The organism is Devosia sp. BK (assembly GCF_032907385.1).
Taxonomy (GTDB): Bacteria; Pseudomonadota; Alphaproteobacteria; order Rhizobiales; family Devosiaceae; genus Devosia.
Genome location: NZ_JAIMBX010000008.1, coordinates 1 through 13,867 on the forward strand (window position 1 = coordinate 1; position 13,867 = coordinate 13,867).

General features: G+C 56.9%; 11 protein-coding genes and 1 pseudogene. 6 read left to right on the top strand and 6 right to left on the bottom strand.

The window, feature by feature from the left end; genetic code table 11:
• Positions 1 to 1,302: 1,302 nt before the first annotated feature.
• The 3 genes and pseudogenes from DevBK_RS20335 to DevBK_RS20345 all read left to right on the top strand — a co-directional run.
• A pseudogene (locus DevBK_RS20335) lies at positions 1,303 to 1,479 on the top strand (HipA N-terminal domain-containing protein); the annotation flags it as partial.
• A gap of 135 nt (positions 1,480 to 1,614) precedes the next feature.
• Positions 1,615 to 2,394 carry a HipA domain-containing protein gene (locus DevBK_RS20340; RefSeq protein WP_317186824.1) on the top strand — a complete coding sequence of 260 codons (780 nt, stop codon included), beginning with the start codon at positions 1,615 to 1,617 and terminating at the stop codon, positions 2,392 to 2,394.
• A complete protein-coding gene (locus DevBK_RS20345; RefSeq protein ID WP_317186825.1) occupies positions 2,370 to 3,377 on the top strand; it encodes a helix-turn-helix transcriptional regulator in 1,008 nt (335 codons plus the stop codon). The genes DevBK_RS20340 and DevBK_RS20345 overlap by 25 nt, the downstream gene beginning before the upstream one ends.
• A 330-nt stretch (positions 3,378 to 3,707) precedes the next feature.
• Here DevBK_RS20345 and DevBK_RS20350 read toward each other — a convergent pair whose 3' ends face one another.
• The 3 genes from DevBK_RS20350 to DevBK_RS20360 form a co-directional block, all read right to left on the bottom strand.
• The gene (locus DevBK_RS20350) at positions 3,708 to 4,856 is read right to left on the bottom strand and encodes a site-specific integrase (RefSeq protein ID WP_317186826.1); all 1,149 of its coding nucleotides are present in this window, start codon (positions 4,854 to 4,856) and stop codon (positions 3,708 to 3,710) included.
• 100 nt (positions 4,857 to 4,956) lie between these two features.
• Positions 4,957 to 6,030 (bottom strand): hypothetical protein, encoded by a 1,074-nt coding sequence (locus DevBK_RS20355; RefSeq protein ID WP_317186827.1) that lies wholly within the window; start codon positions 6,028 to 6,030, stop codon positions 4,957 to 4,959.
• Between the two features lie 895 nt (positions 6,031 to 6,925).
• Positions 6,926 to 7,942 (bottom strand): hypothetical protein, encoded by a 1,017-nt coding sequence (locus DevBK_RS20360; protein WP_317186828.1) that lies wholly within the window; start codon positions 7,940 to 7,942, stop codon positions 6,926 to 6,928.
• A 289-nt stretch (positions 7,943 to 8,231) separates the two neighbouring features.
• On the opposite strand from DevBK_RS20360, the gene DevBK_RS20365 reads away from it, so the two are divergent.
• Positions 8,232 to 8,696 carry a helix-turn-helix transcriptional regulator gene (locus DevBK_RS20365; protein WP_317186829.1) on the top strand — a complete coding sequence of 155 codons (465 nt, stop codon included), beginning with the start codon at positions 8,232 to 8,234 and terminating at the stop codon, positions 8,694 to 8,696.
• Positions 8,697 to 8,751: 55 nt separating this feature from the next.
• Here the strand turns inward: DevBK_RS20365 and DevBK_RS20370 are convergent, their stop codons facing one another.
• From DevBK_RS20370 to DevBK_RS20380, 3 genes are read right to left on the bottom strand one after another with little or no spacing between them, the layout of a single operon-like run.
• Positions 8,752 to 8,976, bottom strand: a complete 225-nt coding sequence (locus DevBK_RS20370; protein WP_317186830.1) for a DNA-binding protein — start codon at positions 8,974 to 8,976, stop codon at positions 8,752 to 8,754.
• Between the two features lie 14 nt (positions 8,977 to 8,990).
• Complete coding sequence (locus DevBK_RS20375; protein WP_317186831.1) at positions 8,991 to 9,956, bottom strand: hypothetical protein; 966 nt, start codon at positions 9,954 to 9,956, stop codon at positions 8,991 to 8,993.
• Positions 9,953 to 12,013 carry an AAA family ATPase gene (locus DevBK_RS20380; RefSeq protein WP_317186832.1) on the bottom strand — a complete coding sequence of 687 codons (2,061 nt, stop codon included), beginning with the start codon at positions 12,011 to 12,013 and terminating at the stop codon, positions 9,953 to 9,955. Before DevBK_RS20380 ends, DevBK_RS20375 begins: the two co-directional genes overlap by 4 nt.
• A 545-nt stretch (positions 12,014 to 12,558) precedes the next feature.
• On the opposite strand from DevBK_RS20380, the gene DevBK_RS20385 reads away from it, so the two are divergent.
• Together DevBK_RS20385 and DevBK_RS20390 are read left to right on the top strand one after the other, a co-directional pair.
• Positions 12,559 to 12,804 (top strand): WGR domain-containing protein, encoded by a 246-nt coding sequence (locus DevBK_RS20385; RefSeq protein ID WP_317186833.1) that lies wholly within the window; start codon positions 12,559 to 12,561, stop codon positions 12,802 to 12,804.
• 138 nt (positions 12,805 to 12,942) lie between these two features.
• On the top strand, positions 12,943 to 13,791 hold the full coding sequence (locus DevBK_RS20390) for a metallophosphoesterase (protein ID WP_317186834.1): 849 nt from the start codon (positions 12,943 to 12,945) through the stop codon (positions 13,789 to 13,791).
• The last annotated feature ends 76 nt before the right edge of the window (positions 13,792 to 13,867 follow it).

Below are 13,867 nucleotides of genomic sequence, written 5' to 3' on the forward strand. Positions count from 1 at the left end.
CGGGATCTGCCGCTCCGCTCAATGACCAGCTCCGCGCCAGCCCCCGTCACTCACCCCGGCCAGATCGGCCAAACCAACCGCCCGAGTCTACTTCACGCTGGATAGAAGTTGGGGGCAACGTCAGGGCTTTTCAACTTAGTCGTGGTAGGCAACTTGAAGCAATAAAGCATCTCGTGACCAAGGCGCGAGTTCGTCTTCGCGTCAGCCGAGTGTTCAGGCTCCGATGCATAGATGGTGCACTTCCCTGGGTAGGGCTGCTCGGACCCTGGCGGATGGCTACACGAGTTGCTGGCTGCCGCTCCTCCGCGACCCAGCCCGTTCTCGACGTCGTCGGGACCAGGGCGGACTGACCGCTTTTAGGAGCTCGAAATGGCAGTCTGGGCGGCAGAAATGGGGCGCATATCTGCCGGGGCAGGGCCGCTTTCGACCATTTTCGTCGTGCACAGAGCACTATGAATTTCTCGGAAGCCGACATCGCGACTTGCTGCATTCACGCTCCATGCTTCCACAGCATTTGCAGCGCACAGTAGAGCAAAGACCTCCAGCGTCGGTACGATGACGTCAGCGCATCAATCAGCAATGAGTAATGCGCTTACCGGAGCCGATTACTGCGCGGTCAGGACGGTCGCAATGGCACGACTTCATGGGAGCAAATGTCCGACAAAGGTCAGAATATGGGTAATGGTACCGTCGTCATTCCCCTTGCCGACGAAGGGAGGAGCTCTCATGTGTTTATCAATTTAGACAGCACCGTGCTGCGAGATTTCAACGCCAAGTCCAAAACGGAAGGGGCCATCCAGTTGGGGATTAACCGATATATCAGCGCGGTATATTTCACGCACTGTTTCTGTTCAGCTGTTCAGCATTACACAATCTGGAAATTATGATATGTCACGTTGCCGCGACCGGTCAGATGTAGTTGAAGTCAGGGAGTACATTTCCGACATCTTCAATACATCATACGCCCAATTTCTGCTCAATTTCGAGACGTGCGACCTTGTAGAGGCTTTGAGCTGAGTGTGTCCCCGACTTTCACAGACTAGATTGAAAGCGCAGCTTCCTTCAAGGTCGTTCGCAGGGTGAGACCTCGCCAATTTGAAGGCAATGCCTACATAATCCGCATCCAAAATCAAAAAGGAAACTACGGCTTCATTTTTTTAAAGAAATGCCCCATAATGAAACCTGAGCTATCAAATTGGCTCGAATTTTGGCCCAATTAGGGGAAATGAAGCTATAACTGAAAACCTATACCGGGCGGATGTCCTCTACAAGGACAAGTCAGCCGGCACCCTAGAACAGACTATAGCGGGAGGAACGCGGTTCACCTACCATAAGGAGTGGGAGACCGACATCGCTTGCTGTTTTCCCGCCACCCAGAAGGAGCATAACTGGGAAAACGGGCTTCATCCATACTTCCAGCATTTAGGCCCAGAAGGTTGGCTACGAGAGAAGCAGGCACGCGGGGCCCATATCAAAGACGAGCAGAACGACTTCGCCCTTCTGTTAGCCTATGGCGAAGACTGCATCGGCGCCGTTGGTCTCCGTCCGCTCGATGAGGCTGAAATCCCTGTCATCAAGGAAGGATCTCCCTCACCCGGTAAGACGCTTTCTGGTGTGCAAAAAAAGCTCCTCGTGGTGAAAAGCGGCGATGACTTCTTTCCCGCTGGGAGAGATGGTCCGGCACCATTTATCGCCAAGTTCAATTCTGAGTCAGAGACCACACTCGTCAGAAACGAGTTTCGCTCTCTCACGTGGGCGGCTTCAATTCTGGGCGCTCAGGAAGTTACCAGCTTCAGGCTCGGTCAGGTAGAGAATGAAATCGCCCTGGTCGTGGAGCGCTTTGACCGCACTCCAGAGGGGAGCAAGCTCAGGCTGGAGGATTTCGCGCAGATTCTCGCCAAACCCAGAGGGGCGAAGTACGACGGAAAATACGCAAGCAGCTACGAAGAGGTCGCAGAGGTCATCAAGAGGCACTCTTCGAGACCGATAATTGATCTCGATAAGCTGTTCCGTCGGCTTATCGTGTTCGCAGCGCTAGCCAATTGCGACGCACATCTCAAGAATTTCTCGCTGCTCGAAGACAAAGACGGCCTTCGGCTGTCGCCTGTCTATGATGTCCTGAACACTGCGCTTTACGAGAATCTTGATCGCAACTTCGGTCTCTCTTTGCTAGGCAAGGTTCGCAACATTGAAGAGCTCAACGGTGCGCTCTTTCGTCAGTTTGGCGTCGCAATCGGTCTTCAGGAACGAGCTGTCGAACTCGCCTTGCGCGATCTGAAAAAGCAAATCGACAAAAACCCCATCAAAGTCCCCGACGGCGAGCCGCCAGATGGATTTATAAGTCGCTTTGCGGAAGTTGTGAGGAATCAATGCCTGCGTCTCTTCGAGGAGTAGAGCTTCTCAACTGGCAGAAGCTGATTGATGAAACGATCGAGCGCCGTAGAGAAAGCCGGATGACCAAGCGCGAGCACGCCGCCCTTGCAGGGGTGAGCGCGCCGACCATGGCTGCATTTGAACGCGGCGAGACAACACTCAGCCTTGCAAAGGCTTTTGACATTCTTCGCGTTGTAGGTCTGCTCGATGAGCCGAAAGAAATGGGCGCGCAGGAGCGCTTCCTGCGCGAGTCAATCGAGCGCTGGCAGATGTTGGTAACGGACCTTCCGCCTGAAAACCCAGCGCGCTTTCCTGATGGCTTCTACCGTGCCGACTACTGCTTCAAAGGTGAGCTAAAGGCAATCACAACTGGCGATTTTGAGCGGATGCTCGAGAAAGTCGCGCACATAAAATACACAGGCTGGCCCGCATTCATGTTCATGAGCCGAGAGGAAACGCGGCCGCGTGAGGTGGATGGTGCGATTGAAAGCTGGCTCGCGCCCGATCACCTCGTGCCTCGCAGTTTTTCAGACGCTGCTCATTGCGACTTCTGGCGCGGGGTGCCTTCGGGACGCATGTTCCTGATCCGCGGGTATCAGGAGGATGGACAGGAAACCTTTCCTCCAGCGACCGTCTTCGACTCCACACTGCCCATATGGCGGCTAGGCGAAATTCTTCTCCATGCCAGCCATCTGGCAACCCATTTGGCAAAGGACGACCCAGACACGTTAAGCGTGAAGGTGAGGGTCCTCTATTCGGGCCTTCGCGGCCGTCAGCTTAAAAGCTGGGCCAACCCGCTATCTGGTATGTTTTTGGAGGGGCGGCCAGCGCGCAGCGATGAGGTCCTGCTCGAGGCGGATATTCCCGTGAAAAAACTGAGAGAGGATCTGGCGGGTGTATTGGTGCCCCTTGTCTCCCAGCTTTTCGAGCGGTTCGACGCAGAAAGCGTGTCGTACGACTTCGTCCAGCACGAGGTAGCGCGATTGATGAAGGGACGGTTCTAACCGATACCTAATGCTGCCGCGACTTCTAGTTTCAGATCCGACACACGGCAGCCAAAGCCTCTTGTCGATCATGGATATTGATTTGGTCGTCAGCAGCGGCAAGAGAGGCGTGAACGAGCGACCAGACATCCGGTGACGCAATGCCCGCAGCGGCCAGTTCTGGATTTTTCTCTCAACCCGGCAAAACTTCGATGCCGATTATAAGCATCCGGCATTTGACCGATGTCTTGAACGTTGGGAACGTTCGCGCCGAACTGTGCATCGGCTCGCGGAATGGCCCACCGATGACGGAAGCGGTACCGTCATCGGCAGGCCGATCGCCAAGGTCAACTAAGCGGAGCGCTTGCGACCCACAGTGTTTTTCACAAGGGCGAGGGCTTCTTGAACGCGTTCAAGCGGGCTCTTTGTGGCGTTATCGTTTGCCGTCCTGCGCTTGCGCCACAAATCATCGGCCACGGCAATGGCGTTGCCGTAAACCTGAACGGTCATCCTCAAGTGAGCGTGGCCAATCCATTCGCGGACAAGCATCAGATTGAGGCCGGCAAAAAGCCAGATGGTGACGCAAGCGGAACGATAGAGATGAAAATTATAGTGCTGCTGGTTGAGCCGACGCTCCAAGACGTCGTGTTTGTCGCGCAAATAATTATAAAGGTGGACAGTCCCAGCCTTGTCGCTGAGCACCTGATCGATGAGCCCCAGTGCGTTTTGCTCAATCCAGTTCGCCAGTAATGCGCGCAGGACAGAGTTCATGGGCACGGTACGGATACCCGCTGCTGTCTTTGGCTTTGATCGATTGCCTGCCCAATCGGTCGTGGCGCGAATGCGCATTATGCCCTTTGCCAGATCCACATCGCCAACCCGCAGCGCGATGGCCTCGCCGGGGCGAAGACCGGCATGCGCGAGCAGGTGCAGGAAGACTTTGAGCGGACCCTGGGCGAATGTTAGCCTGGCCTCTAGCTCGGCACCAATCGGGATGGGACGATGCTGGTTGACGATCGCCCTGCACCCGTATGCTCCGCGGACGCAAAGCTCCGGCACTTGGCTAGGGAAACGCGCAACCAAGGGTACGTCCTTGAATCCGTGTCGAAGAACTTTGAAAAAGTCCCGCATTATACGCTTGACGCTGTTCAGGGCAAACGGCAGGGCCTGGATAGCCCGGCCGATGTCCACGATGTACTGGTAGGTAACGTTGCGAAGCTGTTTAGCCCCAAAGAGTGTGTTGAGGTGACAGCGAAGGCTGACTTCCAATGCCTGGGCTACTTTTTCTTTCTTTGAAAGCACAAGCCTGTTCAACAAGGCTTGTCCGGCGTCTGCGAGTGTTGTCGTTCCCAGGGTCGCTAGTTTTTCCTGCAAGACCGCGTCCCTGGCTTCGGCAAGTTTTGCTGCCGTTGCAGTCTTGTGAAGCTTGCGGCGGCGGCGACCTGTCTCACGGTGTTTCACGTTCGCAATGAACTGTTTAGGCTTATTGGTCGACTTCATGTTGTTGTTCCTAAGGATGTGTCTGACCGGCGGGAGGAATCCGCTGGGCGTTTTGTCGATGGGTTGGAGGTGAGTGAGGGTCGAGCAGAGGGCCTGGCGTCTAAACCATCTCGGCCATGGCAGTTATTGCGTCTTCAATCGAGAGCCACGCATCGGGACGTTCTGCATAGGCGAAATAGCGGTTAAAGAAGACTTCAGGATTGGCGTACCCGGATTGCGCCTGAATTTTTACGACGTTGGCTTCGTGGTCACTGAGCCAATCCACTATGCAGCGGTCGCGAAAGTCGTCGGGCACAAAAGGCTTCATGGTTTCGAGATTGCAGACCTCCGCAGCCACCTGCGCCTGCTCGAGGGCTTTGTAGAACAGCCGGCGCATGTGAGTGCGGGAAATGTTTTCTCGCCTGGTACCGGAGTGCTGGATGACGAAATCATTTCGACCGATCGTGCGCAGGTGGTTTCGCAATTGCTCAGTGAACGGGCTATCGGGCAAAGGCACGGTGCGACGGTCCGCCAGATTTACGGGAACGAGCTGACCGGTTCGACTGCACACGCGGTTCTGGACACGAACGATAGGGTAATCGGGGTCGAGGTCCGCATCGCAGCCGCGAAGTGCCATCGATTCTGAGCTGGTCAACGCAGCGTACGCGGAAAAACCAAGCGCAAGCTGGAAGCCTTCGCAAAGATGCGGTTCGAGCGTGGTTGCGCAACCCTGTGCAGGCAGGTTGAGACCTCTGCTCTTTGGTCGCTCAAGCTTACGGTGGAACGCACGTGCAGGGTTCGATTCCATTCGGCCTTGACCGATTGCAACATCGAGCGCGCGCGCGATGTGGCCGATATAAGCGTAGACGGTCCCCGGCTCCAGGCCGGCCTGCAGCAACCATTCGTAGAGCGCGTCGATCGGGGTCTCGCTCAGACCGAACAGGAGGGGAGCGGTTGGATCGGCCGCCACCCCCTTGAGTATCTTCCCCCATGCATAACGCATCTGCCACATCAGGGGTCCGGAGAAGTAGTGATCGAGGTGCTCACCCATGAACGTGAGAAAGCTCGCCAAAGTCTGGTCCTCTCGCACTGTGGCATCGAGCCGGTCGATCATACCGAGCGCTTCTGCCTTGGTGTTGCGATTAAGTTCCCGACGGTTGCCCTGGATGCTGCGGATGGCCGCGACATGGACCACCCTCCCGTTGTTACGCACTTCGACCCTGTGTCCCACAATGTGCCTTTCTTTGCGTCTGTGGTTACTCGACGCGCTAAGCATTGTGGGACGGGTGGCGGAGGTCAATTGGAGGGCGTGTGGTTGTAAATGCTGCCACGGAAGATCTGTCACGGCCTGTGACGGAGGAATAATGTTTCGCGATTTTCGGATTGAAATAGAACGCTGAAGGATTGCCGCGTAATCCTTTTTTCCAATTCTTCAAGCCGTTGATTTTAAACGTTTTATTATTTGTGAAATGCACGGTCGGGTGTGGAAACTCATTTCCGACGGAAATGCGCTTCGATGCGCTGTCTTGTTATTGATAGTCGTAACACACTGACAATAAACACTTAATTCCACTGTCTAGCGCACATGCTGCCACAAGGATTGATTTTTAGGCATTGGTGACCTTCCAGCCGCACCCACCGTTTTGAGATGTGTCGCTTTTGCAACACGCGCGAGGGCATGTTCGGCCGCGACGATGCGCTCGCCCAAAAACCGAAAATCTGCGATGGCCTGCCGTCATCGAATTGGCATCCAGCCAGTCACCGGCAACGTGCATTTGACAAGCCCAAAAACTGGTCCCAACCAATTGCAGACGGCCCCTTTCCAGATGTCGTATCGGAGCCAGCTCAGTGGCTGGGGCCGACGATCCGAACGTGATCAAGGGTAGGGTCCGCCGATCGAATGGCATAGGATGCGCCTCACCGACGGTTGATGTGAAGCAATACCGCCGCCAGACCAGCCGTGTGACAGCCGCGAGGAAGATGCTCGAATTTTCGACGAGGATCGCTCACAATTCCATCGCAGATACTCAAGAGACCAGGCCGCTCATGATCCGAGCATTGCGGCGAGGCCAAAATCAGGGGAAGGGTGCTCAGATGTTAAATCCAGTCGCATCGTTCTCGCGATCATCGTCTGGCGTATGCTGGGCACGATATGCTCTCTCGCATCGCTCGAGCGCCTTGTTCCACCGCTTTTGAACCGCCTCCACCTCATCGTGTGAAAAGCCCCGTTCATTGAGCACGGCAACGAGGACGGGGTAGTGAGCAATGTCGGGGATATGGGTCGAAAAAACACGCTCCAGAGCAGCCTCAGGTGAATCGAGGGCAGGGGCGTCGACAACCTGCTCATAGGGAACCAGCAGCGCCATACGCGCGGCAAAATCATCGCCGAAATCCAGGCTGTCGACGTAGTTGGCCTTGTGCTGGTCGTACACCAGCTGTGCACTCATCCCGGTGGGCACGTTAGACTCAAACTCGTTATAGAAGAGGTACTGTCCAATCCCAGACGCATAGAGCTTTTCAAGCTGGGTCGTCTCACCCGCCGCCCTGTCGATATTGACACTCCGCCGCTTGGCTATCTTGGCCTGTACAATCGTCGTGAAATAGCGTGCCACGCCGTCTTCCTGGAAAGCCAAAACCATGGCGAAGTCGGCACCCGTGCGACCCTCGTTCCATTTGCGCACCAGATGCGTGGCTCCGATCATGGTGCGGGCGCCATCGGAAATGCTCCCGTGCTGGAATGCGCGGGCCGAGCTTACAATGGTTTTCAGGAACGCGCCGTTAAGTCCGTCTTCGTTGGCATTGAGATCGTAATCTCGGGCCAGGTCATGCTCTGCCTCCACAACCGCCCAGTAAAACGCCCATATCGCACGGTTCCGGAAATTGTCTGGATCGGCGAGGACACGGACGATTATATCGTTGAAGAACAGGTCAGGCTGTGCAGCACAGCCCTCAAGCGCGTCGGCTAGCCGGTCATCTGCGGCGTCCGTCAAAATCCTTGCCTTGGCGAGTGCTTTGAAAGAGTTCAGCAGGTAGGGCAGGCCGCGGGGGCGCGCATAGCCCTTCCCGGTCCACCGAATTTGATCAATGATCTGGTTTACTGTCGACACTGGCACCCCCGTTTTTTTCTGTCTAGCAGCAGTGCGTTAATGACCGGCAACGGCATGGAGCTGACGTCAGCCCGACTGCCTTTTTAAGAACCGCACTCAAGGGAGTCGAGGCCAGAGGATTTTGCCTGCCAATCGGAGCCTCCTGATCGCACTTCGATTCGATTCGGAAGCCTGTTTTTTCAAAGATCGCCCTGTAGATAACTGGCATGAAGCACACGATCGTGTGCTTCATGCAATCCTTGTTAATGGCAGATTGGATTTCGAATTTAGCCTGTGCCATCGAGTTGGCATGTTGGATCCATTCGCGCGAATTCGAGCAGCACGCGGCGCACTCGGTATGAGCCAGGCCCAGCTTGCCCGCGAGGCCGGGGTTCACCGCAATACTGTAGCGGCGATCGAGCAGGGTGCGACCATCTATGTCGCGATGCTGCTGGCCTGCCAACACGCGCTCGAGCGCCACGGGGTGGAGTTTCTAGAGATCAGTGGTCGTCTTGGCGTCATTCTACCCCCCAAAACATCCCGCGGATCGCAAATGTTGGCCGCAAGAGTCGGCATGACCCTTGATCAAAGGAAGTTCGGGCGTCTGGCGGGCATCGACCGACAGACCGTCGGGAATGTCGAGAAAGACAGCGACAGCATTGCGGTCGATACGATCGCATTGTGTCTCAAGGTTTTAAGCGACCTCGATGTGGTGCTACTCGACCTGGACGCACGGCCGGCGGTGCTTTTCCCGAAGTCCTCAGTAAGAAAATAGCGCCGGCCCTGCAAGGTGCAGAACCGGCGCGCATGGCTGACGGCGGAGGGCCCAGCTAACGGCTCAGACCCCGGTTGTAAGACTGATTGGCCCGCTCGCGTTCGAGAATCCAGTTGGCAATGGTCGACCGACGACAACAAAGTGTGGAGCCGATCCGGAAGATCGGAAGATACTGCATCTGGTGGAAATGATAGACTTGCCGGCGGTCCGTTCCTAGGAACTCGGCGATCGCGTCGGCCCCAAAAAGTAGGTCTTCAGAGATATCATCGGTATCGAGCATAACTACCCCTAGTGCTAAACGATCTGCCAGCGCGAGGCGACATGAACTCTGCCTCCGGTGGCCGCTTTAATGAGGAAGGCAGCGCTATCCGCAGTGACGGCCACGCGCGTGATGCCAACCTCGCATTCTTGCTCGACCTGAGCCGCGGCAAGAAACCTGGAATGGGTTTTTCGGAAGTTCCGGCCGGCTTGCTGGCCGGTGCTGGTGTAGACAGTCGATCCCGGCTCCAGCACCACGGCGTCCCGACGAACGACGGCCAAAGCGCGGATCAATCCATCCTCGAAACGAAGGCGCGATCCGGGTGGGAATGTTCGCGCATGCGCGACCGCGCGCTGCTGCTCGATCCTGACTTCCGTCCAACCCGACTCGTCGGGGGCATCTTCTTCTGCCCTCTCCGTGCGCAAGACATCGCGAAAAAAGCGCGTACCTGATGGCACTTCGGTGAACTCATCTGCATCATTGTCGAGAATGCGCTCGGTCGTGCGGATCATTTCGCACAATGCATCGTGCCTACCGTCGAGCTCTGCGCGCAGGCTCGGGTTGTTATTGAGAATTGTCCAATTGAAGGTGCGTGTGACCAGACTATTTCCGCCGGCGACCCAACTCGAAGCAAGTCGCGCCTCAAGGTAACGACGCGCGACATAGGGCCATTCACGTGATAGTCCGAAGGCGGCGACAACGCGACCAGGCAACAGGAGAGGCGCCTTGCGATGCCGGCGGAGACGCTCGATGACGCGCCCCTCGCCTATGCGGGCAAAGGACCCATTGATATCCTCCACCGAGTAGATGCCGCGCAAACCAAGCCAGCGCAGGAATGTGGGGTCCTCGATGCTGGTAACCGGCAGCACCACAAGGGCAACGTCTGCTTCCTTCGAAAACAGAAATAGGCCTTGGTTTGCAATACGGTAGGGGATATGGACAAAGTTGCCGACCCCGTCGGCAAGATGGCTGGCCGTCAGGCCCATCGTATCGATGATCACGCGGCGTCCCCCCGGGGCTTATGGGTAGGAACATCGCTGAGCAAATCGGAAATGCTACTGGCATCGAGATAGTGTCGGTCAAGAAGGGCGTCACGCAGTCGCACGAGCTGGGGCAGGAGCGACGCGATCTTGCTCGCGACGCTGGCTGCGCAGTCCTGCAGCAGACTTTCTGTATCAGCCAAAACCCATTCGGGAGCTCGCCCGGAAAAGAGGCGCTGAGCAGGGAGCCAGCACACCCCGCCCCCCAATCCCTCCGAGGCGAGGGCCCGCATCACAAGGCCATTGGCCAGGCGAAGGTCGGAACTGCTTCCAAAGGCTGCCTCGCCGAAAATGGCAATTTCTGCTGCGCGTCCTGCCAACGCGACCCCTGCCATCGTCAAGACCTGGCTCATCGTGCCGCCGAAGTTGTCGAGGTCCGCCATGAACAGGCCGTCCGCGCCGTGATTGAAACGCGCGATCGTCATCGAGATGTACTGGATGGGGACGCCACTGACATGTGCGATGAGTGCATGCCCGGCTTCGTGGGTCGCAGTGCGCAATCGTTCCCCCTCGGACCCACCGGCTTCCTGAGCCAAAACGTTGTCAATATCGGCGAGCGCAACCGTGCGACCGTGCCGACGCGCTTTACGGCGTGCATCCTTGCAGATCCGGTCGACATCGGCGTAACTGCAGCCAAGTACCCTGACTGCCAAGTCTCCAAAATCCAAATCCTGAAGATCTGGCGCGAGGCAGCTGCGAAACATGCCCACGATATCGGCCAGTTTGGGCGGCTCAAGAGTCAGGTGATGGTCAAAGCGTCCAGCGCGCCGTAACGCAGGGTCAAGCGTAACGAGCGGCCGATTGCACAGCCCGATGACGACCACACCCGGAACGGAAGACAAGCCATCCAGCGCTTCGAGGAGGCCGGCGATGGCAGCGTCCCAGAAACTAGAATCTTTGCCACGCGCAGGAATAGCGTCGAGCTCGTCGATGACGAGCAGACTGGGTGCCGCTTTCGCTGCCGAAGCAAATGCTCGACGCAGGGCGACGAGGAATGATCCCAGATGCCCACCGCCCGTTCCGAGCCAGTTTGAGACCGACCCATGAAATAGCGGCAGGCCGGAAAAGCTCGCGATCGCCTTGGCGGCCCTGGTCTTACCCTGCCCAGGGGGGCCAGAAACAAGCAGGCCACGGGACAGATCAGTCAGCTTGGCCGTGCCAGCGGCGATCTGTTCCAGGTCATGCTTGAGATCGCGCGACCAGCTTTTGAGCGTGTCCATTCCATGAATAGAATCCAAAGCGTCCGGATTGCCCGTTGACGAGTTCTTGACCCCATCGGCGTCCGCCGGAAAGCGCAGAAGCTGAGATATTTTCTGTTGCTCGTATCGCCCCCGAAAAGCGATCGCCATTCGATAGGGATCGATTGCCTCGGGAGCCGGTACGTCTTCCAAGGGACCGCTGGCGCCAAACACGTGGGTCAGCTTGGACAGGACCTGCATGGTTGGATTTGTTACAGTCAGGACCCGGTCGGCGGCGGTCCGGACCATGGGCGGAATTTCGTCTGATCCTGTTGGCACGACGATGTAAACAGCGGCCCGCGTAGAGATCGCTTCAACAATCGTCGCGAGGTCAGGGATATCCCACTCCACCTTCTCTTTGGCGCGCGGAAGATACCGGCCGGACGATCCCCCTGCGCTCACGACGATATAGTGGTTGTATGAGCTCATGTGGCCGAAGCTCCCGCCGCTTAATCCGTGGCTGACGCGGCCGAACGGTCTCAACGCATCGGACAAAACCTTCGCGACCGCGGGGACCCAGAGCGAACTCTCCACTTCAATAATCGTCAGAGAACCGCCTTCACGGGCATTTTCAAACGTGTTTAGCGAACCAAGTCCTGCTGCCAGCATGAACAGGGCCGCCAGCCCAACAGAGTTGGGCATAGTCGTATCGTCAGTTGAATCGGGGGCCTCCCTCCCTAGCGAAGAGCTTGCATAAAGACCGCCATCAAAAATCTCTTTCGCCTTCGCTTCGCGAAAGGCACTCGTAATGAGCTGTTGCTCTAGGCACGAAAATTCCACGTCCCCCTCCATTGATCATTGAGGTGGTTGCATACCGAGATGGTGGGTGAACTGACCGAACGTGATCGAGGGACCAGATTCCCGTCAGGCCATTCCGACAGGGCAGGCGGCAGCGCTGGCGAGTAGCCGTGCTGCGCTTACCATGCTTGGTCGAAGAGGCACGGATAAGGGTATTCAGGCTTTTCCCGACGGCCAATGAGAACGGTTTGGTACGGTTCTCACGCCCAGATGATGTTCGTGAAATCCCAGTAGACGGCGTGAAAATCTGGGAAGGGTTCACTGCTATTCGCAGAAATTACGGACTATCGAGTCCTCACGATGGCGCTTGCCCTCCTCACCTGCCGAAACGTTGCGTGAATGCAAGAATTGTTTGCACCGATCATGGTTAATGCATGGTTAATTGCACACGATCGTGTGCAATTAACTTTTATCGCAAACGGCTGTCACTGCCTGTCTATCTCCGCATCACAGGTGTGAATCGACCGGCCCTACTCGATTCTAAAAATGAATTGGACGCCGCAGGGTTGAGCGCAGAGGGTTACCCAATGAGTGACGCTGATCTCAACCTCATCTACCTCGAGCGCATCGACGCGAGCCGCAACATGGCGCGCTTCTACTACCTCATGACAGAGCCGGATCTGTTTGGCCGGTGGTCCCTCGTTCGACGTTGGGGGCGGATCGGCTCTTGGGGCCATGAGCGGATTGAAACCTTTGACACTGGCGAGAGTGCGAAGGCTGCCGGTCTCGCGCTGAAGGCGCTGAAGCTGCGACGTCACTACGTGCAGCGCTGATGCAATGGAGGCGCCGAAAGGCCTGCGAGGAACCAGCAGTGCCTCCATCTGCTGCGGTCGTTCCCAGACATTCCAGGCCGCGAACTCCGAAGTGCTGGCATTGTGACGCCCCTACCCACGATCATGGAGTGATAGAGCGTGTCGAAGATCTGGCTTATGTCCGACTTACACCAAGAGTATGCGAAAACGATTTATGGACGTCATCCGCTGACCAGGTTTGACCCGGCCCTGGCTGCGCCGGCATCATTTGACGTGGTGGTCGTCTGCGGTGACGCCTCGGTGCAGTTGGCGGCAGCAATCGACTGGTTGGCAGATCGGTTCGCGGGCGCTCGTGTCGTCTACATTCCCGGCAACCACGACTATTATTGCTCCTCAAGTGCTGACATCCAGACCGTGTCGGAGATCCTGAATGCCGGCCGGGAGCGCGCCTACAAACGTGGCATCACGCTTCTCTCTGACGATATCGTCGACATTGCCGGCATCCGCTTTATCGGCAGCACCCTGTGGTCAGACTTCTGTTCGATTGGCAGTGCCTCTCTCTCAGAGAAAATCAGAAGAGCTTCCGGTCGAAACGGCCTTGCAGATTATAGACTTATCTGGCAGCCGGCATTTGCACACCAAAACCGTGCGCATCGGCGTCTGCGACCCGAGGATACGATCGTGGCCCATTTTCAGAGCCGCCTGTTCATCGCCGAAGCTCTCAAGACACCATTTCATGGCCCCACCGTTGTGGCCACCCACCACGCGCCGCATTCCAGATCCCTCGACATTAGCTCAGGCGGGGACCTAGACTATTGCTTCGCATCCGACCTCGGACATCTACTCGTTGGTGAAAATGCGCCGGCCGCCTGGCTTCATGGCCACATTCATCAGTTCCGAGACTATCGCATCGGCGCATGCCGGTTGGTCTGCAATCCTCGTGGCTATGCCTTTGCCGACGGGTATGCCGGGACCAGTTTTGACCCAGGCTTCGTCATCACACTCTAGCGGTCACGGTCGCACCAGGCGACCTGACGTCTCAGCGCGGGCGTCTGCGTCCAACGCTCACGGTAGCCAAAAAGTT